We start from the raw sequence: 20634 nt of genomic DNA, 5'->3' as shown, positions 1-20634 counted from the left end.
GCTGTTGACTACGAGTATTCAGACCATCAGGATGTGAATAGAAGATTTACAAGTTGCGAGGAGGCATCGCCATGTCAGGACCCCGCCCCGTACGGGCACCGCGCGGTACGGAACTGAGCGCCCTGGGATGGCAGCAGGAGGCCGCCCTGCGCATGCTGCAGAACAACCTCGACCCCGAGGTCGCCGAGCACCCCGACAAGCTCGTCGTCTACGGCGGCACCGGCAAGGCGGCCCGCGACTGGCGCTCGTTCGACGCGATGGTGCGCACGCTGCAGACGCTCAAGCAGGACGAGACGATGCTCGTCCAGTCCGGGCGCCCGGTCGGTGTCATGCAGACCCACGAGTGGGCGCCGCGCGTCCTGATCGCCAACTCCAACCTGGTGGGGGACTGGGCGAACTGGGAGGAGTTCCGCCGCCTGGAGGCGCTCGGCCTCACCATGTACGGCCAGATGACGGCCGGGTCGTGGATCTACATCGGTACGCAGGGCATCCTGCAGGGCACGTACGAGACGTTCGCCGCCGTCGCCGCCAAGAAGTTCAACGGGACGCTGGCCGGGACGATCACCCTGACCGCCGGGCTCGGCGGCATGGGCGGTGCCCAGCCGCTCGCCGTGACCATGAACGACGGCGTCGCGATCTGTATCGACTGCGACCCGCGCGCCATCGAGCGCCGGATCGAGCACCGCTACCTGGACGTGCGCGCCGACTCCCTGGAGCACGCGCTCCAGCTGGCCACCGAGGCCCGGGACGCCCGCAAGCCGCTCTCCATCGGTCTGCTGGGCAACGCGGCGGAGCTGCTGCCGCGGATGCTCGCCGAGGGCGCACCGATCGACATCGTCACCGACCAGACCAGCGCGCACGACCCGCTCTCGTACCTCCCGCTCGGTGTCGACTTCGACGACATGGCCTCGTACGCCGCCGAGAAGCCCGCCGACTTCACACAGCGCGCGCGGGAGTCGATGGCCAAGCACGTCGAGGCGATGGTCGGCTTCATGGACGCCGGGGCCGAGGTCTTCGACTACGGCAACTCGATCCGCGGCGAGGCTCAACTCGCCGGGTATGCCCGGGCCTTCGACTTCCCGGGCTTCGTTCCCGCCTACATCCGGCCGCTCTTCTGCGAGGGCAAGGGCCCGTTCCGCTGGGCGGCGCTCTCCGGTGAGGCGTCCGACATCCACAAGACCGACAAGGCGATGCTCGAACTCTTCCCGGAGAACGAGTCCCTGCACCGCTGGATCAAGATGGCCGGTGAACGCGTCCACTTCCAGGGGCTGCCCGCCCGGATCTGCTGGCTCGGTTACGGCGAGCGCGACCGGGCCGGCGAGCGGTTCAACGACATGGTGGCCTCCGGCGAGCTGGCCGCTCCGCTGGCCATCGGGCGTGACCACCTGGACTGCGGCTCCGTGGCCTCCCCGTACCGGGAGACCGAGGCCATGCTCGACGGGTCCGACGCGATCGCCGACTGGCCGCTGCTGAACGCCATGGTCAATGTGGCGTCGGGGGCCTCCTGGGTCTCCATCCACCACGGCGGCGGCGTCGGGATGGGGCGCTCCATCCACGCCGGGCAGGTGACCGTCGCCGACGGTACGAAGCTGGCGGGCGAGAAGATCCGCCGGGTGCTCACCAACGACCCGGGCATGGGCGTCATCCGGCACGTCGACGCCGGGTACGACATCGCGGAGTCCGTCGCCGCGGACAAGGGCGTGCGCGTACCTATGACGGAGGGGCAGTGACCCGGGAGGACGGCGGTGGGGCGGTGACCCGGGAAAGGGACGGGGCCGGGAGCGGCGCACCGTCGTTCCAGGCCATGTGGCGCGAACTCCTGCCGGTCGGCCGGCATCAGGACAGCGGGGGCTACCGCCGCTACGCCTGGACCGGGGCCGATGCCGACTGCCGTGCCTGGTTCCGGGCGCAGGCCGAGGCGCGCGGGCTCACCTACGAGGTCGACCGGAACGGCAATCAGTGGGCCTGGCTCGGTGACCCCCTCGCGCAGGACGCCGTAGTCACCGGATCGCATCTCGACTCCGTACCGGACGGCGGCGCCTTCGACGGGCCGCTCGGTGTGGTCTCCTCCTTCGCCGCGCTCGACGAACTTCGCCGCAGGGGAGCGGAGATCACCCGGCCGCTGGCCATCAGTAATTTCGGTGACGAGGAGGGGGCCCGCTTCGGGCTCGCCTGTGTGGGCTCCCGGCTCGCCGCCGGACAGCTGACCGTCGAGGCGGCACACCGGCTCCGCGACGGTGACGGCATCACCCTGCCGCAGGCCATGGAGGCGGCCGGATACGACCCCGACGCCATCGGCCCCGACCCCGAACGGCTCGCCCGAATCGGTGCGTTCGTCGAGCTCCATGTCGAGCAGGGGCGCGCCCTCGACCTCACCGGTGACCCGGTCGGCATCGCTTCCGCGATCTGGCCGCACGGGCGCTGGAGGTTCGACTTCCGGGGCGAGGCCAACCACGCGGGCACCACCCGGCTGATGGACCGGCGCGACCCGATGCTCACGTACGCCGAGACGGTGCTGGCCGCCCGCCGCGAGGCGGAGCTCGCCGGAGCCGTCGCCACCTTCGGCAAGATCAGCGTCGAGCCGAACGGTGTCAACGCCATCCCCTCCCTCGTCCGCGGCTGGCTCGACTCCCGCGCCGCCGACCAGGACCGCCTCGACGCCGTGGTCGGCGGCATCGAGCGGGCCGCCCGGGAACACGCCGAGCGGGCCGGGATCGACCTCGATGTCGTACGGGAGTCCTTCACGCCCGTAGTGGAGTTCGAGCACGCCCTGCGTGACGAGCTCGGCAAGATCCTGACGGGCCGGGGCGACGCCGATCGCGCCGTACCCGTTCTCGGCACCGGCGCCGGACACGACGCGGGTATTTTGTCCGCTTCGGTCCCTACCGCCATGCTGTTCGTGCGGAACCCCACCGGGATCTCGCACTCGCCGGCCGAGCACGCCGCCGAGGACGACTGCGTGGCCGGGGTGATCGCTCTCGCCGATGTACTGGAAGGTCTCGCGTGCAGCTGACAACGGAACCGACGGGCACGACCGTCACCGAGACGTACTGGTTGTCCCACGCCTGGCTCGGCACCCATGTCGAGCCGGGCGTCGCCCTGGACGTGTCCGGCGGGATCGTCGCGGGCGTTCGCACCGGCGTCGCCACCCCGCCGCCGGGCGCCACCGTGCTCCGCGGGCTCACCCTTCCCGGGCTCGCCAACACCCACTCGCACGCCTTCCACCGCGCCCTGCGCTCCACCGTCCAGGTCGGCTCCGGCACCTTCTGGACGTGGCGCGAGACCATGTACCAGATCGCCTCCCGGCTCACCCCCGATTCGTACTACGACCTCGCCCGTGCCGTGTATGCCGAAATGGCTCTGGCCGGTATCACCGCGGTCGGCGAATTCCACTATCTGCACCACGCTCCGGGCGGCACCCCATACAGCAACCCGAACGCGATGGGCGAGGCGCTGATCGCGGCGGCGGGCGAGGCCGGTATCCGGATCACGCTGCTGGACACCGCCTATCTCTCCGCCGGATTCGGCCCGCGCCCCACCCAGTACCAGGAGCCTGACCAGCACCAGCTGCGCTTCTCCGACACCACCGCGGACGCCTGGGCCGAACGCGCCTCCCTCCTCAAGGGCAGTGACCACGCCCTGATCGGCGCGGCCATCCACTCCGTCCGCGCCGTCCCCGCCGCGCAGCTCGCCACCGTGGCCGCCTGGGCCGAGGAGCGGCAGGCCCCGCTCCATGTCCACCTCTCCGAACAGACCGCGGAGAACGACGCCTGCCTCGCCGCCCACGGCTGCACGCCCACCCGGCTCCTCGCCGACCACGGGGTCCTCGGCCCGCGCACCACCGGCATCCACAACACCCACCTCACCGGCGAGGACATCACGCTCCTCGGCTCCTCGGCGACCGGCACCTGCATGTGCCCCACCACGGAACGCGACCTCGCCGACGGAATCGGTCCGGCCGTCGCCCTCCAGCGCGCCGGATCGCCGCTCTCCCTCGGCAGCGACAGCCACGCCGTGATCGACCTCTTCGAAGAGGCACGGGCGATGGAGCTCAACGAACGACTGCGCACCCGGGCGCGCGGTCACTGGACGGTGGCCGCCCTGCTGCGCGCCGCGACCGTCGACGGACATGCCGCGCTCGGCCGGCCCCGGGCGGGCATCATCGAACCCGGTGCACCCGCCGATCTGGTGACCGTCGCCCTGGACTCCGTCAGAACTGCGGGGCCGGTGCCCCGGCTTGCTGCCGAAGCAGCCGTATTCGCCGCCTCCGCCGCTGATGTGCGGCACACGGTCGTGGGAGGCCGGCATATCGTCCGTGACGGGCGGCACACGCTGGTCGAGGACGTCCCCGCAGCGCTCGCCTCGGCCATCGGCGCACTGCACCGCTGAGCGCACCGCCCCGGATACCGTCGATCCGGAGACCGCCCTGCGGGGCGCCCTGACCGGCGCCCCGCAGGCCCACCGACGGGCCGCCCCGCAAGCCGATACACAAGGAGAGCAGTCTCCCGATGACGACGACCGCCATCACCAACATCGCCAGTCTGGTCACCAACGACCCCTCCCTCTGCGTGGATTCCCCCCTGGGTCTGATCCGGGACGCGGCGGTCGTCATCGAGGGCGACCGGGTCGTCTGGACCGGTGAGTCAAGCAAAGCACCCGCCACTGACAACGCCGTCGACGCGGGCGGCCGGGCGGCGATCCCCGGCTTCGTCGACTCCCACTCCCACCTCCTGTTCGCGGGCGACCGCACCGAGGAGTTCAACGCCCGGATGTCCGGCCGCCCCTACAGCGCGGGCGGTATCAGGACCACGGTCGCCGCCACCCGCGCCGCCACCGACGACGAACTCTCCGCCAACATCGCCCGCTACCTCGCCGAGGCGCTGCGCCAGGGCACCACCACCTTCGAGACCAAGTCCGGCTACGGCCTCACCGTCGAGGATGAGGCCCGTGCCCTGCGCATCGCGGCTCAGCACACCGAAGAGGTCACCTACCTAGGCGCCCACATCGTCTCCCCGGACTACGCCGACGACCCGGCCGGCTACGTCGACCTGGTCACCGGAGCGATGCTCGACGCCTGTGCCCCGTACGCCCGTTGGGTCGACGTCTTCTGCGAGAAGGGCGCCTTCGACGGCGACCAGGCCCGCGCCATCCTCACCGCCGGCCGCGCCAAGGGCCTGCACCCCCGCGTCCACGCCAACCAGCTCGGCCACGGCCCCGGGGTCCAGCTCGCCGTCGAACTCGACGCCGCGTCCGCCGACCACTGCACCCACCTCACCGACGCGGACGTCGACGCCCTGGCCCATGGCAACACCGTCGCCACCCTGCTTCCCGGTGCCGAGTTCTCCACCCGCGCCACCTGGCCGGACGCCCGCCGCATCCTCGACGCGGGCGCCACCGTCGCGCTCTCCACCGACTGCAACCCGGGCTCGTCGTTCACGTCCTCCATGCCCTTCTGCATCGCCCTCGCCGTACGCGACATGGGCATGACCCCGGACGAGGCCCTCTGGTCCGCCACCGCGGGCGGCGCGGCGGCCCTGCGCCGTACGGACATCGGCCGCATCGCCCCCGGCGCCCGCGCCGACCTGGTCCTCCTCGACGCACCCAGCCATGTCCACCTCGCCTACCGGCCGGGCGTCCCGCTGGTCCACGCGGTCTGGCAGCACGGCGAGCGCGTCGTCTGAGCGCCGGCCGACACGGCACGGCGTCTGTGACAAGGCGTCCATGACACTTCGTCAAACATGCGGAAGGACCCGCCCTTCGACGGGCAGGTCCTTCCGCAAGGGGCTCGCGGTGCGCCGTGCGAGTGTTCCGCGGGCGCGCGACATGCCCGTCACTCCTCCAGCGTCAGGCCCTTTCTGAGCTTGACCAGCGTGCGGGAGAGCAGCCGCGACACATGCATCTGGGAGATGCCCAGCTCCTCACCGATCTCCGACTGCGTCATATTGGCGACGAACCGGAGCGAGAGGATGGTGCGGTCGCGGCCCGGCAGCGAGGCGATCAGCGGCTTCAGGGACTCGACGTACTCGATGCCTTCGAGTCCGTGGTCCTCGTAGCCGATACGGTCCGCCAGCGCGCTTTCGTGCTCGTCCTCCTCGGGCTTGGCGTCCAGCGAACTCGCGGTGTACGCGTTGCTCGCGGCCATGCCCTCGACGACCTCGTCCTTGCTGATGCCGAGGCGGTCGGCGAGCTCGCCCACAGTGGGTGAACGATCCAGCTTCTGGGCGAGCTCGTCGCCCGCCTTGGCCAGGTCGAGCCGCAGCTCCTGCAGTCGGCGCGGTACGCGCACGGACCAACTGGTGTCGCGGAAGAAGCGCTTGATCTCGCCGACGATGGTCGGCATCGCGAACGTCGGGAACTCCACGCCCCGGCTGAGCTCGAAGCGGTCGATCGCCTTGATCAGGCCGATGGTGCCGACCTGGATGATGTCCTCCATCGGTTCGCTGCGGGAGCGGAACCGGGAGGCGGCGAACTTGACCAGGGCCAGGTTCAGTTCGACGAGCGTATTGCGGACGTACGAGTACTCGTGGGTGCCCTCTTCGAGAGATTCGAGCCGCGCGAAGAGCGTCTTCGACAGGGCCCTGGCGTCCAGCGGCCCCACTTCGTCGTAGGGCGGGATCTCGGGAAGTCCTTCGAGACCGTCGGTGACGCCGTAGTTGTCGACGCTGTCGACGGCGGTGCTGCTGGTGCTGCTGTTGCGCGTGCCGTCTCCGGCGTTCGCGGCGGGGGAGTCTGAGTGGGTCAGTCCCTGAGGACATGCTGACGTCGCATCGTGGGTACGCGGTCCGTCGAGCCGGGGTGACATGATCGCCTCCATCGTTCTCGGCATATGGCTGCCGATGCCCATACGTGTTTCCTGCGGTGAAGCGGCGCCTCCAAAGCCGGCCGTGTTTTGGGTGTCCCCCTACCCTTACCCGGTTCGGACGGGCAGTTACAAGCTCTAATTGATGCCATATGTCCGGTATGTTGGGGTCTTCGGGTACCGCGTGGCGTACGGAACGCGTACTGTTTCAAGAACGTCAGCGACGGCACATACGAATCTGCGCACGCTGAGACGCAGGCAGTGACGACGGCGAAGAGGGACGGGCATGGACCGCGGGACGGTCGGCAGTGCGAACCGGGGTCGGCTTCAGGTCGAGGCCCGTACCGAGGGGCGCAGCGAGGTCGTGACGCCAGTGGGTGAGCTGGATCACCACACGGCGGATCTGCTGCGGGAACCCCTGGAGAGCGCGGTCGAGCAAGGGCGAGTACGCCTGGTGGTCGACTGCTCGCGACTCGAATTCTGTGATTCCACCGGGCTCAATGTGCTGCTCGGTGCCCGCCTCAAGGCGGAGGCGGCCGGGGGAGGGGTCCATTTGGCCGGAATGCTGCCGGTGGTGGCGCGGGTCTTCGAGATCACCGGGGCCGAGGCGGTCTTCACCGTCCATGACTCCCTGGAAGCGGCCCTGAGCACATGATCGTGGCGCGTTTCGCGGCCCCGGGCGCCGCATGTGTTGCCCGTGTCACGCGATCCGCGTAGACGAAGTGCGTGTTGTCACGATTCGGCCGGGCAGGAGACACCCGGCGGAGTCGTGGGCGGCCCGCGCACTCTGTACCTGTATTTGTAACTGATCAATGGCGACATGGTGAATCGGTGAGGTGAAGCGCTGATGAGCACCACCCGGCAGCATCCGCCGGGCGACCGCGGCCGCGAGCCGGAGGGCGCCGGCGTGGGCGCACGCGCGGACGCGGGCGCCGGCGCGGCCTCCCCCGAGACGGTCGAGCGGCAGTGGCGCACGTTGTCGCTGCGGGGAGTCGGCGGCATCGTGCCGACGGCCCGCGACTTCGCCCGCCAGGCGCTTCACGACTGGGGCTGGCTCCCTGCGACGAGCGCCGACGGACGGGCCGCCGCCGAGGACGTCCTGCTGGTCGTCTCCGAGCTGGTCACCAACGCCTGTCTGCACGCGGACGGTCCCGAGGAGCTGCGTATCGCCTGCACGGCGAAGGTGTTGCGGGTGGAGGTCGTCGACGGGGGTGCGGGACAGCCCGCGCCGCGCACCCCGCACCGGGCCGGCCGGCCCGGCGGGCACGGCATGTTCATCGTGCAGCGGCTCTGCCTGGACTGGGGCGTCCTGCGGGTGGCGGGCCGAGCAGGCAAAACCGTCTGGGCGGAGCTGGCCGCCCCCGCGTAGTCGCCGATTCTGGACATGGGGGCGCGTGGCCCCGCATTTGCACCTTTGAAGAGCGCGCCGGATCGGCGCGCTCTTTGTCTTCCCTCCACAAGGCCCCAGGCGTACCTTGAGCGCCCGATCTGATGTGTCGTCAGTAACTTGCGTCGGTGAGAGACGGCGCGCGGCGACTTCCGGCATGAGGGGAACTCAAGGTGTCCTACCAGAAGCGAACAGCTCTCGCGCTGGCGTCCGCGCTGGCGGGCACGGTGGTGCTGATGGCCGCGCCCGCTGCCCACGCCACGGTCGTGGACGTCAATTACCAGTGCAAGACACCGATCGGAGACAAGAGTGCCGTGTCTCCCATCGACATCAAGAGCGTCAAGAGCGGCGGCGGCTACAAGCTCACGATGTCCTTCCAGAAGGGCGTCTCGTCCAGCCCCGTCGAACTGGGCAAGGGTGCGATGAGCCCCAGCGCGGTCATCAAGGTGGGGGGCGCGGACTCGGGCCAGGTCCAGGTCTCCGGTGCGCCGAACTCCGCCGCCATCCCCGCCAACACCCCCATCAAGATCAGTGACCTGTCGGGTACGTACACCCCGAAGAAGAGCGGAAAGGTCGACTTCACCGCCGGTGTGCTGACCATCAAGGCGCTGGGTACGACCACGACCTGCACCCCCTCCAACAACCCGGGGCCGTCGCTCCAACTCGATGTGACGGCCGCGGGCAACGCGCAGAGCACCCCGGACAACGGCGGACAGTTGCCGAAGACCGGTCCGCTCGACTCGGCCGTGGCGCTCGGCACGCTCGGCGGCACGGTGCTGCTGACCGGTGCGGCCGGGGTGCTCTGGCTGACCAGGCGAGGGCAGGGGGTCGTGCGCCGATAGGGCCTTTCCTCGGATCGGGCCGGATCCGGAAGAAAGGCCCCGGCCCCACGATCCCGCCGCCGTCACGCACCAGGGAGCTGCCCATGCCGTCGCCGACCGGTCACGCCGCCCGACTCGTCCTCGCCGTACTGCTGTTCACCTTCGCCATGACTCCGGTGGCCGGTGCCGCGGCCCGGAGGCCGACGCCCGCGAGTGCCGCGTCGTGGACGGCGCAGCCCGCGGTGAGCGGTTCCGGCACGGACGGCGGCCGACCGTACTTCTATCTGGAGGGCCCGCCCGGCACCGTTCTCCAGGACCGGCTCTCCGTCACCAACTCCGGTACGGCCCCGGTCACCGTGCGGCTGCGCGGCGCCGACGCGTACAACGCCGAGGACGGCGACTTCGCGGTACGCGGTGGCAGGGGCTCCACCGGGACCGGTGCCTGGCTGCGAACCGCCGCCGCCGAGGTGACCGTGCCGGCCCGCACCCGCGCCGATGTGCCGTTCTCCGTCACGGTGCCGACGGGCGCGACGCCCGGCGACCACCCCGGTGCGATCGTCGTGCAGAGCGGCGACCGCTCGGTGGGCGTACGGGTCCAACTGCGGGTCGGCGGGCCGACGCTGGCCGCGCTCACCGTCGAGGACGTCACCGTGTCCGGGCAGTCCATCCACTACACGCTGGTCAACCGCGGCAACACGGTGCTGGTGCCGCGGATCGCCGTCGGCGCCGACGGAGTGTTCGGGACGCTGCTGCGGCGCGAGGCGCGCACGCTGCCGGTGGAGCTGCTGCCCGGACAGCGCGTCAGGCTCAGCGAACCGTGGTCAGACGCGCCGGCCCTCGACTCGGTGACCGTGCGGCTGCGCGTCACGGCGGCGGGCGGCGCGCACAGCGAGGCGACGGCCCGTGCGGCCTTCGTCCCGTGGGCGCCGGTGACCGGCGGTGCACTGCTGCTCCTGGCCGCCGTTGCCGCGGGCGCGTACGCGTACCGGCTCCGGCGCTCACGCAGACGGCCACCGGACGACGACAGGCCCGGACAGTCCTCGGGCGATCAACGGCACTCGGAGAGAAGGCACTTGGTGAAGGCGGGAGCGGAATCGTGACTGGACAGGCCGGACCGGCATCACTCCGGAGCGGCAGCCACCGGTGGGCGGCCGCGCTGCTCGGCGCACTGCTGCCCGCCCTGCTGATGCTCTCCGCGACCGGCGCCGACGCGGCGGGTACGAGGGCCGCCGACGCGAAGCCCGTGGTCACCCTCTCCAAGCAGCAGGCGGGCAAGGGCGGTGACATCACCGTCAAGGGCAGCGGCTGGCGCCCGAACACGCTGCTGATGATGCTGATCTGCGGACAGTCCACGCCGGACCGCGGTGTGGTCGGCGGCACCAACTCCTGTGCCAATGCCGAGGGCCGTGCCGTCACCACCGGCACCGAGGGCGGCTTCAGCAAGAAGATGCCGGTCGCCGAGCCGCCCACGCCCTGCCCCTGCGTGGTGCATGTCGCCACCGTCACCGGGGAACAGGCCACCGCCGACGCCGTGTTCGTCGTCGCCGGCCACCCGGTCGCCGCGCTGCCGAAGGAGAGCGAGGGGAGCAGGCTCGCGGTGCTGGCCACCACCCGGCTCGAGGGTGACAGCGGAATCCTCACCTGGTTCGGCGCCCCGCCCTCCCGGCAACTGGTCTTCACCGTGGGCAACCTCGGCTCCGCTCCCGTCAAGGACCCGGTCTTCCGGATCGGCACCGCGCACGGCGTCTTCGCCCCGCAGTGGGAGGAGCAGCAGTGGCGCGGCACCATCGAGTCCGGCCGCAAGGCGCAGATCAAGCTGCCGGTCGAACTGACGGCGGGCGCCCACGGTGACTACCAGGTCTCGCTGAAGTACGGCAGCAAGGTGCTGGCCGAGCAGCCATGGGGGGTCGGCCGCCCCTGGGGAGTCACGCTCTTCTGGATCCTGCTGTGCGTCGTCGTACCGGCCGCCGTGTTCCGGATCGGCATGGCGATCGTCGACAAAGTACGTCCCCGTACCTCGCGCACCCCGGTCCGTGCCGGGCGCCACCGCCACCCGCAACTTGCCGATGTGACCGCCAGGCTCCCGAAGCTGCGCCGCGCACCGGGGTCCGCCGAGAGCCCCGCGGCAGCGCCCGTCACCACGGCCGCGCTGCCATGGTTCACACCCGATTCCGCACCGTCAGAGAACAGACCGACGACGAAGGGACATTCGTGAGTACGCAACGGAGGACGGTCGCGGCGGGAGTCGCGATGATGCTCGGCGGCGCGGGCATGCTGCTGGCCGCGAGCCCGGCCCAGGCCGCCGACATCTCGTACAAGACGGAGTGTGTACCCCCGCCCATCTCCGGGCTGCCGCCCGTGCAGGGCACCACCAAGGTGCAGTTGACCGTGCCGGCCGAGGCGAAGGTCGGGGACACCGTCGAGGTGGTGTGGAAGACGGTCGAGGCCGCTTCCAGGAACCCCGACGTCCTCGACCTGGAGAAGGACACGGTCAAGCCGACCGGCACCATCAAGGTGGGCGGCGCGGCCACGGGCACCCTGCAGATGGAAGGGCCGCGGCAGAACCCGCCGATCCCCAAGAACAGCGCCATGGTGCTGCCCGACATGAAGGGCACACTGAAGCTGGAAAAGGCCGGTGAGATCACGCTGACACCGGACGCCTACAACATCAACGTCTCCAAGCCGATCTCCACGGACACCAAGTGCACCCCGAAGGAGACCGTGCAGCCGGGCGCGACCATCAAGGTCACGGGCGGCGGCGGATCCACGACCGCGGGCGGTACGACCACCGGTTCCACCACCGCGGGCGGCACGACCACCGGCTCCACGACCGGTTCCACCACCGCGGGCGGTACGACCACCGGTTCCACCACCGCGGGCGGTACGACGACCGCGGGCGGCACCACCTCGGGCTCCGGCGGCGGCCAGACCGACTTCCCCGGCAAGGAGGTCTCGGTCAACTTCGCCTGTACGTCCCCGGGACCGGCCGGCATCGCCTCCAAGGTGACGATCAACGCGAAGAGGAGCGGCGGGAGCTACGCGCTCACGGTCAAGACGGCCAAGGGCGTGATGGACAGTCCCGCCGCGCTGCCCGCCGGTGCGCTCAAGCCGTCCATGGACGTCGTCATCGGCGGCGCCGACAAGGGCTCGGTGAAGGTCACCGGACCCGCCAACGCCGCACCGCTGGAGCAGGGCAAGCCGGTCGATCTGTCCGACATGACCGGCACCTACAAGCCGGGCGCGTCCGGGAAGTCCACGCTCAGCCCCGGCACCCTGACGATCGATGTCACCCTGGGCTCCTCGAAGATCAACATTCCCTGCAAGGTCAAGGGTTCGGTGACGCCGTCGCTGGAACTCGACACCACGGCCCAGCAGGGTGGCGCCTCCGGAGGCACCACCACGGGCTCCACGGGCTCCACGGGCTCCGCGGCAGGCGGCACGGACTCCGGCGGTGGACTGGCCGCCACCGGGGCCGAGGACAACGGCACCCTGCGCGCACTCGGCCTGGTCGCGGGGACGGCGATCCTGCTGGGCGGCGCCGTGTTCACCTTCACCCCGTGGCGCAGGCTGCGCGGCACCAGGTGAGCTGAGCTCCGTACGGATGTACGTGAAGGGCCGCTGCACCGATGTGTCGGTGCAGCGGCCCCTCGCGCAGCCGGGTTCGGTGCGTCAGCGCACGTCGCCCATGAGCTGCTTGACCTTGCCGCGGTACATGAAGACCGCGGCACCCGCGGCAACGGCGAGGATGGCCTCAAGCGTGACCACGCCGGTGCCGTTGAGCTCCACACCTGCGATGGAGAGCAGACCCGTGATGCAGTCACCGGCGGTGACGGCCAGGAACCAGACACCCATCATCTGGCTGGCGTACTTGGCCGGAGCCATCTTCGTGGTGACGGAGAGACCCACCGGGGAGAGTGTCAGCTCGGCGACCGTCTGGACGAAGTAGATCGCGACCAGCCACATCGCGGCAGCCTTGTGGCCGTCGGTCGCGATCGTCAGCGGCATCAGGAAGAGGAAGAACGACGCACCGACCAGCACCAGGCCGGAGCTGAACTTCACGATGGTGCTCGGCTCCTTGCCGCGGCGGTTCAGCGACAGCCAGAAGGCGGCGAAGAGCGGGGCCAGCGCCATGATCAGGACCGGGTTGACCGACTGGTACCAGGAGACCGGGAAGTTCCAGCCGAAGACACTGTTGTCGGCCGAGGATTTGGCGAAGATCGCGACCGTCGAACCGCCCTGGTCGTAGATCATCCAGAAGATGGCGGCGGCGACGAAGAACCAGATGTAGCCGGACATCTTCGACTGCTCGGTGGCGCTGAGCTCCTTGTCGCGCTTGATGCGCGTCAGGACGACGACCGGAATGACCAGGCCCGCGACGGTGATGGGGACCAGGATCCAGTTGAGCGTGTAGACGCCGGTGGCGACCGTGATGATGTAGAAGACGGCCGCGACGGCCAGCCAGATCAGGCCCTTGCGCAGCGTGCTCGCCCGCTCGGCGGCGGACAGCGGCTTCGGGACGACGAGGCTGCGCTCGTTCAGGTGGCGGGTGCCCATCAGGAACTGGGCGAGGCCCAGCCCCATGCCGAGCGCGGCGAGCGCGAAGCCCAGGTGCCAGTTGACGCTCTCACCGACGGTGCCGATGATCAGCGGCGCCGCGAAGGCACCCACGTTGATGCCCATGTAGAAGACCGTGAAGCCACCGTCGCGGCGCGGGTCGTCCGGGCCGTCGTAGAGGTGGCCGACCATCGTCGAGATGTTGGACTTCAGCAGACCGGAGCCGATGGCGACCAGTCCGAGACCGGCGAAGAAGGTGCCCTGCGAGGGCAGCGCCAGCGCCAGGTGGCCGGTCATGATGACCGTACCGGCGATGGCGACGGTCTTGCGGGGACCCCAGACACGGTCGCCGAACCAGCCGCCGGGCATGGCGAGCAGGTAGACCAGCGACACGTAGACCGAGTAGATCGCCGTGGCCGTGGCCGGGTTCATGTGAAGCCCGTTGGGGGCGATCAAGTAGAGGGGGAGCAGGGCCCTCATGCCGTAGTAGCTGAAGCGCTCCCACATCTCGGTCATGAAGAGAGTGGCCAGGCCGCGGGGGTGGCCGAAGAAGGTCTTCTCGGATCCAGAAGTACTGGCCGGGTCCTTCGTCAGGCTGGACGCCATGGTCGATCCTTGCTTGCTCGGGACGCGACGCCTCGTGAGCGTGACGCGCCCGGTGGGGGGAGGCCGGCACCGACACAAGGCCATGCCCCACCCCAACGCCTGACAGGGGATTCGTCCCGACCGCCGGACTCGTCGAGGAGCCGACCGAAGAAGACGGGGACCGACCGCATCGGGATCCACGCCCGGAGCGCATCCTCGCGTTCCGGGCCCGGCCACAGGTCATTCACTGAACTTCACGACTGGCGGGCACCAGCCGGCAGAACAAAAGAGACCCTCGGCGCTAAAAGCTGCCCAAGGGTCCTTGAGTAGTGCAACAGGCGTCGAGCAACCATACGACACGACAGTGCCGGATATGAATGGACTTGAGAGATGGATCACAGGTCGCGATGGAACCGCGCTCCCATATTCGAAGGCCCTTCTCCGTTTTCCTCACGGACCCGCAGGGCTTTTCGATCACCTCACAGCATCCGCCCTGCGCGGACTACCATCACTCCATGACCCGTGTACTGCTCGCCGAGGACGACGCATCCATCTCGGAGCCGCTGGCCCGCGCCCTGCGCCGGGAGGGTTACGAGGTCGAGGTCCGCGAAGACGGTCCGACCGCTCTCGACGCCGGCCTCCAGGGCGGGATCGACCTGGTCGTACTCGACCTGGGTCTGCCCGGGATGGACGGCCTCGAAGTTGCCCGCAGGCTCCGTGCCGAAGGCCACGCCGTGCCGATCCTGGTGCTGACCGCCCGCGCCGACGAGGTGGACACCGTCGTCGGCCTGGATGCGGGCGCCGACGACTACGTCACCAAGCCCTTCCGCCTGGCCGAACTGCTCGCCCGGGTCCGGGCCCTGTTGCGTCGCGGCGCCACCGAACCAGCTCCGCAGCCCGCCACCCACGGCGTCAGGATCGACGTCGAGTCGCACCGGGCCTGGATGGGTGACGAGGAACTCCAGCTCACCGCCAAGGAGTTCGACCTGCTGCGGGTCCTGGTCCGCGACGCCGGCCGGGTCGTCACCCGTGACCAGCTGATGCGCGAGGTCTGGGACACCACCTGGTGGTCGTCGACCAAGACCCTCGACATGCACATCTCCTGGCTCCGCAAGAAGCTCGGTGACGACGCGGCCAACCCCCGCTACATCGCGACCGTACGGGGCGTCGGCTTCCGCTTCGAGAAGAGCTGACGTACAGAAGCACTCATGCGCCGCAGACTGATCAACTCCACGCTCGCCGTGGTGCTCGTGGTGATCGCCGTCTTCGGCGTCTCCCTCGTCATCGTCGAGAGCCGCACCATCAGCAACAGCGCCCAGGAGAGTGTCGACTCCGAGGCGCTGCGGCTGATCAGCGTCGTCGAGAGCCGGCTCCTGGGGGCGGAGCGGATCAACCCCGCGCTGCTGGCCCAACAGATCTCCAGCAAGCGCTACGCACTGGTCAAGATCCCCGGACGCGCCCCCCTCGAAGTCGGTACGCGCCCCACCGGCAGGGTGATCAGCAGCACGGTTGAGGGGGAGCAGGGCGAGCGCGTCACCGTCGAGGAGTCCAGCACCGCCGTCACCCGCGAGGTCGGCCGCACCCTGATGATCATCGGCGCGGTGGCGCTGCTGGCCATCGTCTCGGCCGTTCTCCTCGCCGTACGCCAGGCCAACAAACTGGCCTCGCCGCTGACGGACCTCGCCGAGACCGCCGAACGCCTGGGCTCCGGCGATCCACGACCGCGCCACAAGCGGTACGGAGTGCCGGAGCTGGACCGGGTCGCCGACGTCCTGGACTCCTCCGCCGAGCGGATCGCCCGGATGCTGACCGCGGAACGCCGGCTGGCCGCCGACGCCTCGCACCAGCTCCGTACGCCGCTGACCGCGCTCTCCATGCGGATCGAGGAGATCTCGGTCACCGACGACCCGGACACGGTGAAGGAGGAGGCGAACATCGCCCTCACCCAGGTCGAGCGGCTCACCGATGTGGTGGAGCGGCTGCTGACCAACGCTCGCGATCCGCGTACCGGCTCCGCCGTCGTCTTCGACCTCGACGAGGTCGTCAAGCAGCAGATCGAGGAGTGGCGTCCGGCCTACCGGGGCGAGGGCCGCGCCATCGTCCGCTCCGGAAAGCAGGGGCTGCGGGCCGTCGGCACGCCGGGCGCGGTCGCCCAGGTGCTGGCCGCACTGATCGAGAACTCACTGATGCACGGCGGCGGTACGGTCGCGCTGCGCACGCGGGTCACCGGCAATCAGGCAGTGGTCGAGGTCACGGACGAGGGCCCGGGCGTGCCCGCCGATCTCGGCGCCAGGATCTTCGAGCGGACGATCAGCGGCCGCAACTCCACCGGCATCGGCCTCGCGGTCGCCAGGGACCTCGCGGAGGCGGACGGCGGCCGCCTCGAACTGCTCCAGCAGCAGCCACCGGTCTTCGCCCTGTTCCTCAGCCGGGTGGCCCTGAACAGACAGGAACCGGAACGCCCGGTGCGGTGAGCGCGTGCGGTGGGCGGCTACCGCCGCACCGAATCCGCCTCGACCCACGGCACCTGCTCCGTACGTCCCTGCTTCAGGAACCCCTCCGCGCTCAGCACGGTCTCCTTCGCAGGCAGCGCCTTGAACACCCACGTCCGGTAGGACCAGAAGCGGAACAGCGTCGCGATGCCGATCCCGAGGATCTTGAAGACATTGCTCTGGACCGGGCTGTTCCACCCGAACCCGTACGTCGCCACGTACAGCACACCGTTCTCGACGACCGCACCCACCGCGCTGAACAGCAGGAACAACGTCAGCTCCCGGGTCCGCCCGCTCTTGTCGCGGTCCCGGTACGTCCAGTAGCGGAAGCCGACGTAGTTGAAGAGGATGGCGACGAACGTCCCCAGCAGACCTGCCCGCACCACCTGAAGGTCCGTGGTGCGCCAGAGCAGGTTGGATACCGCGATATTGACGACCAGGCCGAGTGCGCCGACCGCGCCGAACTTGGCGACCTCCCGGGCCAGCAGATCCAGCCGGGTTCGCAGTGCGCCCCGTTCGCTCATGGTGATCGCTCAGCCCGTCTGTCGGTTACGTCAGCCCAGTCATGCTATCCAGCCCGTCCATGGGGTGCCTGTGGACGTCCTGTGAGGTGTGGCGATGCTGTGACGTGCCCGCCGCCGCCGGGGCGGGCGGAGGGTGTCGTCGGGCGACCCCCGGAGCGGCGGATACCCTGGAGGAGTGACGTTCCCGGTAGTCGGCATGGTCGGCGGCGGTCAGCTCGCCCGTATGACCCACGAGGCAGGCATCCCCCTCGGCATCAAGTTCAAGCTCCTCAGTGACACCCCCCAGGATTCGGCGGCCCAGGTGGTGAACGAAGTCGTCGTCGGCGACTATCGCGACCTGGACACGCTGCGTGCCTTCGCGCGCGGCTGTGACGTGATCACCTTCGATCACGAGCACGTACCGACCGAACACCTGCGGGCCCTGGAGGCGGACGGCATTCCCGTGCGCCCAGGACCCGACGCACTGGTGCACGCCCAGGACAAGGGGGTGATGCGCGCGAAGCTCACCGAGATCGGCGCGCCCTGCCCCCGCCACCGCATCGTGAAGGACCCGGCCGACGTCGCGGCCTTCGCGGAAGAGGTCGGGGGCTTCCCCGTCGTCCTCAAGACGGTCCGCGGCGGCTACGACGGCAAGGGCGTCTGGGTGGCCCGCTCCGAGGCGGACGCGGCCGACCCCTTCCGGGCCGGTGTCGCCGTCCTCGCCGAGGAGAAGGTCGACTTCGTACGGGAGCTGGCGGCCAATATCGTCCGCTCGCCGCACGGCCAGGCCGTCGCGTACCCGGTCGTCGAGTCGATCCAGGCCGACGGGGTCTGCGACACGGTCATCGCCCCGGCCCCGGAGCTGGACGAGCGGCTCGCGGGCGAGGCCCAGCAGCTCGCTCTCCGTATAGCCTCCGAGCTCGGCGTCGTCGGTCATCTCGCCGTCGAACTCTTCGAGACCCGTGGACCCGACGGGAAGCCCGGCATCCTGGTCAACGAGCTCGCGATGCGCCCGCACAACTCCGGGCACTGGACCCAGGACGGCGCGATCACCTCGCAGTTCGCCAACCACGTCCGGGCCGTCCTCGACCTCCCGCTCGGCGACCCGCGCCCGCGCGCCACCTGGACGGTCATGTCCAATGTGCTCGGCGGCGACTACCCGGACATGTACCAGGCGTATCTGCACTGCATGGCCCGCGACCCGCAGCTCAAGATCCACATGTACGGCAAGGACGTGAAGCCCGGCCGCAAGGTCGGACACGTCAACACCTACGGCGACGACCTGGCGGACGTGCGAGACCGAGCCCGTCATGCAGCTGACTACCTCAGAGGAACGATCACCGAATGACTTCCCCCGCCCCCGCCGCGCCGGTCGTCGGCATCGTCATGGGCTCGGACTCCGACTGGCCCGTCATGGAAGCAGCGGCCAAGGCCCTCGACGAGTTCGAGATCCCCTACGAGGTCGACGTCGTCTCCGCCCACCGCATGCCGCGCGAAATGATCGCGTACGGCGAGCACGCGGCGGACCGCGGCCTCAAGGCGATCATCGCGGGCGCGGGCGGCGCCGCCCACCTGCCCGGCATGCTCGCCTCCGTCACCCCGCTGCCCGTCATCGGCGTCCCGGTCCCGCTGAAGTACCTGGACGGCATGGACAGCCTGCTCTCCATCGTGCAGATGCCCGCCGGTGTCCCCGTCGCCACCGTCTCGGTCGGCGGCGCACGCAACGCCGGCCTGCTCGCCGCACGCATCCTCGCCGCCCACGACAGCGAGCTGCAGGCCCGCATGGCCGAGTTCCTGCAGGAGCTGAACGACCAGGCGACGGAGAAGGGCAAGCGGCTGCGCAGCAAGGTCGAGGGCAGCGACTCCTTCGGCTTCGGGAAGTAGGCCACCGTGGACCAGCTGAAGCGGGCCGCGGAACTCCTCGCCGAATACCCCGTCGTCGACGGCCACAACGATCTGCCGTGGGCGCTGCGCGAACAGGTCGGCTACGACCTGGACGCCCGCGACATCGCCGCCGACCAGTCCGCCCATCTGCACACCGACATCCCGCGGCTGCGCGCGGGCGGTGTCGGTGCCCAGTTCTGGTCCGTCTACGTACGGTCCGACATGGCGGGCGACGAAGCCGTCAGCGCCACCCTCGAACAGATCGACGTGGTCGGCGAGCTGCTGGAGCGCCACCCCGCGGACCTGCGGCGCGCCCTGACCGCCGACGACATGGAGACGGCCCGCACCGAAGGCCGTATCGCCTCCCTGATGGGCGCCGAGGGCGGCCACTCCATCAACAACTCGCTGGGCACCCTGCGCGCGCTGTACTCCCTGGGCGTCCGCTACATGACGCTCACTCACAACGACAACATCGCGTGGGCGGACTCGGCGACCGACGAGCCGGGCGTCGGCGGTCTCTCGCCCTTCGGCCACGAGGTCGTACGGGAGATGAACCGCACCGGCATGCTGGTCGACCTCTCCCACGTGGCGGCCACCACGATGCGCGACGCGCTCGACACCTCCACCGCGCCGGTGATCTTCTCGCACTCCTCGTCGCGCGCGATCTGCGACCACCCGCGCAACATCCCCGACGACGTCCTCGGCCGGCTCCCGGCCAACGGCGGCATCGCCATGGCGACCTTCGTACCGAAGTTCGTCCTCCCGGCAGCCGTCGCCTGGACCCACGCCGCGGACGAGAACATGCGCGCCCACGGCCTGCACCACCTCGACACCACCGCGCAGGCCATGAAGATCCACGCAGCCTTCGAAGCGGCCAACCCGCGCCCGACGGCCACCGTGGCGACGATCGCCGACCATCTCGACCACATGCGCGAGGTCGCCGGGATCGACCACATCGGCATCGGCGGCGACTACGACGGCACCGCCTTCCTCCCGGAGGGCCTCAGTGACGTCGCGGGTTACCCGAACCTGATCGCGGAGCTGCTCGGACGGAGCTGGTCCACCGCCGATCTCGCCAAGCTCACCTGGCAGAACGCGGTAAGGGTGCTGCGCGACGCCGAGGGCGTCGCACGCGAGCTGAGCACGCACCGGGCCCCGTCCCACGCCACAATCGAGCAGTTGGACACCCGGGCCGGCTGAGCCGGAGCTGTCGCGTGCGGGGCGCCTCCAGGGGCGCCCCGCACGTTTTCTAACCCGCACACAGACAGAACGGGTGCCCCGCAGGATCCGCGTACACCCGGAAACTCCGCGCCCGGTCCTCCGCATCCAGCACGGTCGCACCCAGCGCGAGCACCTCCCGCTCCGCCGCGTCCAGATCCGGCACGGTCAGATCCAGATGGAACTGCTGCGAGCCGTCCGGACCCGGCCACCGCGGCGGTACGAAACCGGGCGCGGCCTGGAACGCGAGGGGCACGACCGCGCCACCGGTCAGCTCCACCCAGCCCTCGTGGTCCTCGATCTTTCCGCCGAGCAGCCCGGCGTAGAACCCGGCGAGCGCAACGGGGTCGGGGCAGTCCAGAACGACGGCACCCAGTGTGGCGACAGCCAT

At 70.1% G+C, this 20634-nt stretch carries 19 protein-coding genes; 15 read left to right on the top strand and 4 right to left on the bottom strand.

The features are described 5' to 3' along the window. Positions 1-71 precede the first annotated feature (71 nt). From hutU to hutI, 4 genes are all read left to right on the top strand, one after another. The gene (gene hutU / locus ACZ7IB_RS28370) at positions 72-1730 is read left to right on the top strand and encodes a urocanate hydratase (RefSeq protein WP_398630944.1); all 1659 of its coding nucleotides are present in this window, start codon (positions 72-74) and stop codon (positions 1728-1730) included. Between the two features lie 74 nt (positions 1731-1804). Next, on the top strand, positions 1805-3013 hold the full coding sequence (locus tag ACZ7IB_RS28365) for an allantoate amidohydrolase (protein WP_470916699.1): 1209 nt from the start codon (positions 1805-1807) through the stop codon (positions 3011-3013). Next, positions 3004-4389, top strand: a complete 1386-nt coding sequence (locus tag ACZ7IB_RS28360; protein WP_470916636.1) for a formimidoylglutamate deiminase — start codon at positions 3004-3006, stop codon at positions 4387-4389. Before ACZ7IB_RS28365 ends, ACZ7IB_RS28360 begins: the two co-directional genes overlap by 10 nt. 119 nt (positions 4390-4508) lie before the next feature. Beyond that, on the top strand, positions 4509-5681 hold the full coding sequence (gene hutI, locus ACZ7IB_RS28355; protein ID WP_470916635.1) for an imidazolonepropionase: 1173 nt from the start codon (positions 4509-4511) through the stop codon (positions 5679-5681). A gap of 149 nt (positions 5682-5830) precedes the next feature. Here the strand turns inward: hutI and ACZ7IB_RS28350 are convergent, their stop codons facing one another. Beyond that, positions 5831-6802: an RNA polymerase sigma factor SigF gene (locus ACZ7IB_RS28350; protein WP_470916698.1), complete on the bottom strand. Its 972-nt coding sequence runs from the start codon at positions 6800-6802 to the stop codon at positions 5831-5833. Between the two features lie 283 nt (positions 6803-7085). On the opposite strand from ACZ7IB_RS28350, the gene ACZ7IB_RS28345 reads away from it, so the two are divergent. The 6 genes from ACZ7IB_RS28345 to ACZ7IB_RS28320 all read left to right on the top strand — a co-directional run bounded on the left by ACZ7IB_RS28345 (position 7086) and on the right by ACZ7IB_RS28320 (position 12592). Continuing rightward, the gene (locus ACZ7IB_RS28345) at positions 7086-7454 is read left to right on the top strand and encodes an STAS domain-containing protein (RefSeq protein ID WP_470916634.1); all 369 of its coding nucleotides are present in this window, start codon (positions 7086-7088) and stop codon (positions 7452-7454) included. 192 nt (positions 7455-7646) lie between these two features. Beyond that, positions 7647-8168 carry an ATP-binding protein gene (locus tag ACZ7IB_RS28340; RefSeq protein ID WP_470916633.1) on the top strand — a complete coding sequence of 174 codons (522 nt, stop codon included), beginning with the start codon at positions 7647-7649 and terminating at the stop codon, positions 8166-8168. Between the two features lie 191 nt (positions 8169-8359). Continuing rightward, complete coding sequence (locus ACZ7IB_RS28335; RefSeq protein ID WP_470916632.1) at positions 8360-9028, top strand: peptidase; 669 nt, start codon at positions 8360-8362, stop codon at positions 9026-9028. An 83-nt stretch (positions 9029-9111) separates the two neighbouring features. After that, positions 9112-10107, top strand: coding sequence for a COG1470 family protein (locus ACZ7IB_RS28330; RefSeq protein WP_470916631.1), 996 nt, complete (start codon positions 9112-9114; stop codon positions 10105-10107). After that, positions 10104-11222, top strand: a complete 1119-nt coding sequence (locus ACZ7IB_RS28325) for a hypothetical protein (protein WP_470916630.1) — start codon at positions 10104-10106, stop codon at positions 11220-11222. Before ACZ7IB_RS28330 ends, ACZ7IB_RS28325 begins: the two co-directional genes overlap by 4 nt. Before the next feature lie 35 nt (positions 11223-11257). Continuing rightward, on the top strand, positions 11258-12592 hold the full coding sequence (locus tag ACZ7IB_RS28320) for a hypothetical protein (RefSeq protein WP_470916697.1): 1335 nt from the start codon (positions 11258-11260) through the stop codon (positions 12590-12592). 84 nt (positions 12593-12676) lie between these two features. On the opposite strand, the gene ACZ7IB_RS28315 is transcribed toward ACZ7IB_RS28320, so the two are convergent. Then, positions 12677-14167 carry an oligopeptide:H+ symporter gene (locus tag ACZ7IB_RS28315; RefSeq protein WP_470916629.1) on the bottom strand — a complete coding sequence of 497 codons (1491 nt, stop codon included), beginning with the start codon at positions 14165-14167 and terminating at the stop codon, positions 12677-12679. Between the two features lie 494 nt (positions 14168-14661). Between ACZ7IB_RS28315 and ACZ7IB_RS28310 the strand changes: the two genes are divergently transcribed. Both ACZ7IB_RS28310 and ACZ7IB_RS28305 read left to right on the top strand, forming a co-directional pair. Continuing rightward, entirely contained in the window at positions 14662-15339 is a 678-nt protein-coding gene (locus tag ACZ7IB_RS28310; RefSeq protein ID WP_470916628.1) for a response regulator transcription factor, read from the top strand. A 15-nt stretch (positions 15340-15354) separates the two neighbouring features. Then, on the top strand, positions 15355-16620 hold the full coding sequence (locus tag ACZ7IB_RS28305) for an ATP-binding protein (RefSeq protein ID WP_470916627.1): 1266 nt from the start codon (positions 15355-15357) through the stop codon (positions 16618-16620). Between the two features lie 17 nt (positions 16621-16637). Here the strand turns inward: ACZ7IB_RS28305 and ACZ7IB_RS28300 are convergent, their stop codons facing one another. Then, positions 16638-17162 (bottom strand): GtrA family protein, encoded by a 525-nt coding sequence (locus ACZ7IB_RS28300; protein WP_470916626.1) that lies wholly within the window; start codon positions 17160-17162, stop codon positions 16638-16640. Positions 17163-17337: 175 nt separating this feature from the next. On the opposite strand from ACZ7IB_RS28300, the gene ACZ7IB_RS28295 reads away from it, so the two are divergent. The 3 genes from ACZ7IB_RS28295 to ACZ7IB_RS28285 are packed head-to-tail and all read left to right on the top strand — an operon-like array spanning position 17338 to position 20225. After that, the gene (locus ACZ7IB_RS28295; RefSeq protein ID WP_470916625.1) at positions 17338-18489 is read left to right on the top strand and encodes a 5-(carboxyamino)imidazole ribonucleotide synthase; all 1152 of its coding nucleotides are present in this window, start codon (positions 17338-17340) and stop codon (positions 18487-18489) included. Then, positions 18486-19025 (top strand): 5-(carboxyamino)imidazole ribonucleotide mutase, encoded by a 540-nt coding sequence (purE, locus tag ACZ7IB_RS28290; RefSeq protein WP_470916624.1) that lies wholly within the window; start codon positions 18486-18488, stop codon positions 19023-19025. The genes ACZ7IB_RS28295 and purE overlap by 4 nt, the downstream gene beginning before the upstream one ends. A gap of 6 nt (positions 19026-19031) precedes the next feature. Next, positions 19032-20225, top strand: a complete 1194-nt coding sequence (locus ACZ7IB_RS28285) for a dipeptidase (RefSeq protein ID WP_470916623.1) — start codon at positions 19032-19034, stop codon at positions 20223-20225. A gap of 49 nt (positions 20226-20274) precedes the next feature. Here ACZ7IB_RS28285 and ACZ7IB_RS28280 read toward each other — a convergent pair whose 3' ends face one another. After that, the gene (locus ACZ7IB_RS28280; protein ID WP_470916622.1) at positions 20275-20634 is read right to left on the bottom strand and encodes a VOC family protein; all 360 of its coding nucleotides are present in this window, start codon (positions 20632-20634) and stop codon (positions 20275-20277) included.

Source organism: Streptomyces sp. NPDC037301, assembly GCF_055602785.1.
This window is presented reverse-complemented; position numbering and strand designations above follow the sequence as displayed.

Bases quoted from the DNA above. Each gene is read 5' to 3' on its own strand.
- ACZ7IB_RS28340 (WP_470916633.1), top strand. From the start codon at position 7,647: ATGAGCACCACCCGGCAGCATCCGCCGGGCGACCGCGGCCGCGAGCCG.
- ACZ7IB_RS28300 (WP_470916626.1), bottom strand. From the start codon at position 17,162: ATGAGCGAACGGGGCGCACTGCGAACCCGGCTGGATCTGCTGGCCCGG.
- hutI (WP_470916635.1), top strand. From the start codon at position 4,509: ATGACGACGACCGCCATCACCAACATCGCCAGTCTGGTCACCAACGAC.
- ACZ7IB_RS28345 (WP_470916634.1), top strand. From the start codon at position 7,086: ATGGACCGCGGGACGGTCGGCAGTGCGAACCGGGGTCGGCTTCAGGTC.
- ACZ7IB_RS28320 (WP_470916697.1), top strand. From the start codon at position 11,258: ATGATGCTCGGCGGCGCGGGCATGCTGCTGGCCGCGAGCCCGGCCCAG.
- ACZ7IB_RS28310 (WP_470916628.1), top strand. From the start codon at position 14,662: ATGACCCGTGTACTGCTCGCCGAGGACGACGCATCCATCTCGGAGCCG.
- ACZ7IB_RS28305 (WP_470916627.1), top strand. From the start codon at position 15,355: ATGCGCCGCAGACTGATCAACTCCACGCTCGCCGTGGTGCTCGTGGTG.
- ACZ7IB_RS28280 (WP_470916622.1), bottom strand. From the start codon at position 20,634: ATGGCTGTCGCCACACTGGGTGCCGTCGTTCTGGACTGCCCCGACCCC.
- hutU (WP_398630944.1), top strand. From the start codon at position 72: ATGTCAGGACCCCGCCCCGTACGGGCACCGCGCGGTACGGAACTGAGC.
- ACZ7IB_RS28350 (WP_470916698.1), bottom strand. From the start codon at position 6,802: ATGTCACCCCGGCTCGACGGACCGCGTACCCACGATGCGACGTCAGCA.
- ACZ7IB_RS28330 (WP_470916631.1), top strand. From the start codon at position 9,112: ATGCCGTCGCCGACCGGTCACGCCGCCCGACTCGTCCTCGCCGTACTG.
- ACZ7IB_RS28365 (WP_470916699.1), top strand. From the start codon at position 1,805: ATGTGGCGCGAACTCCTGCCGGTCGGCCGGCATCAGGACAGCGGGGGC.
- purE (WP_470916624.1), top strand. From the start codon at position 18,486: ATGACTTCCCCCGCCCCCGCCGCGCCGGTCGTCGGCATCGTCATGGGC.
- ACZ7IB_RS28315 (WP_470916629.1), bottom strand. From the start codon at position 14,167: ATGGCGTCCAGCCTGACGAAGGACCCGGCCAGTACTTCTGGATCCGAG.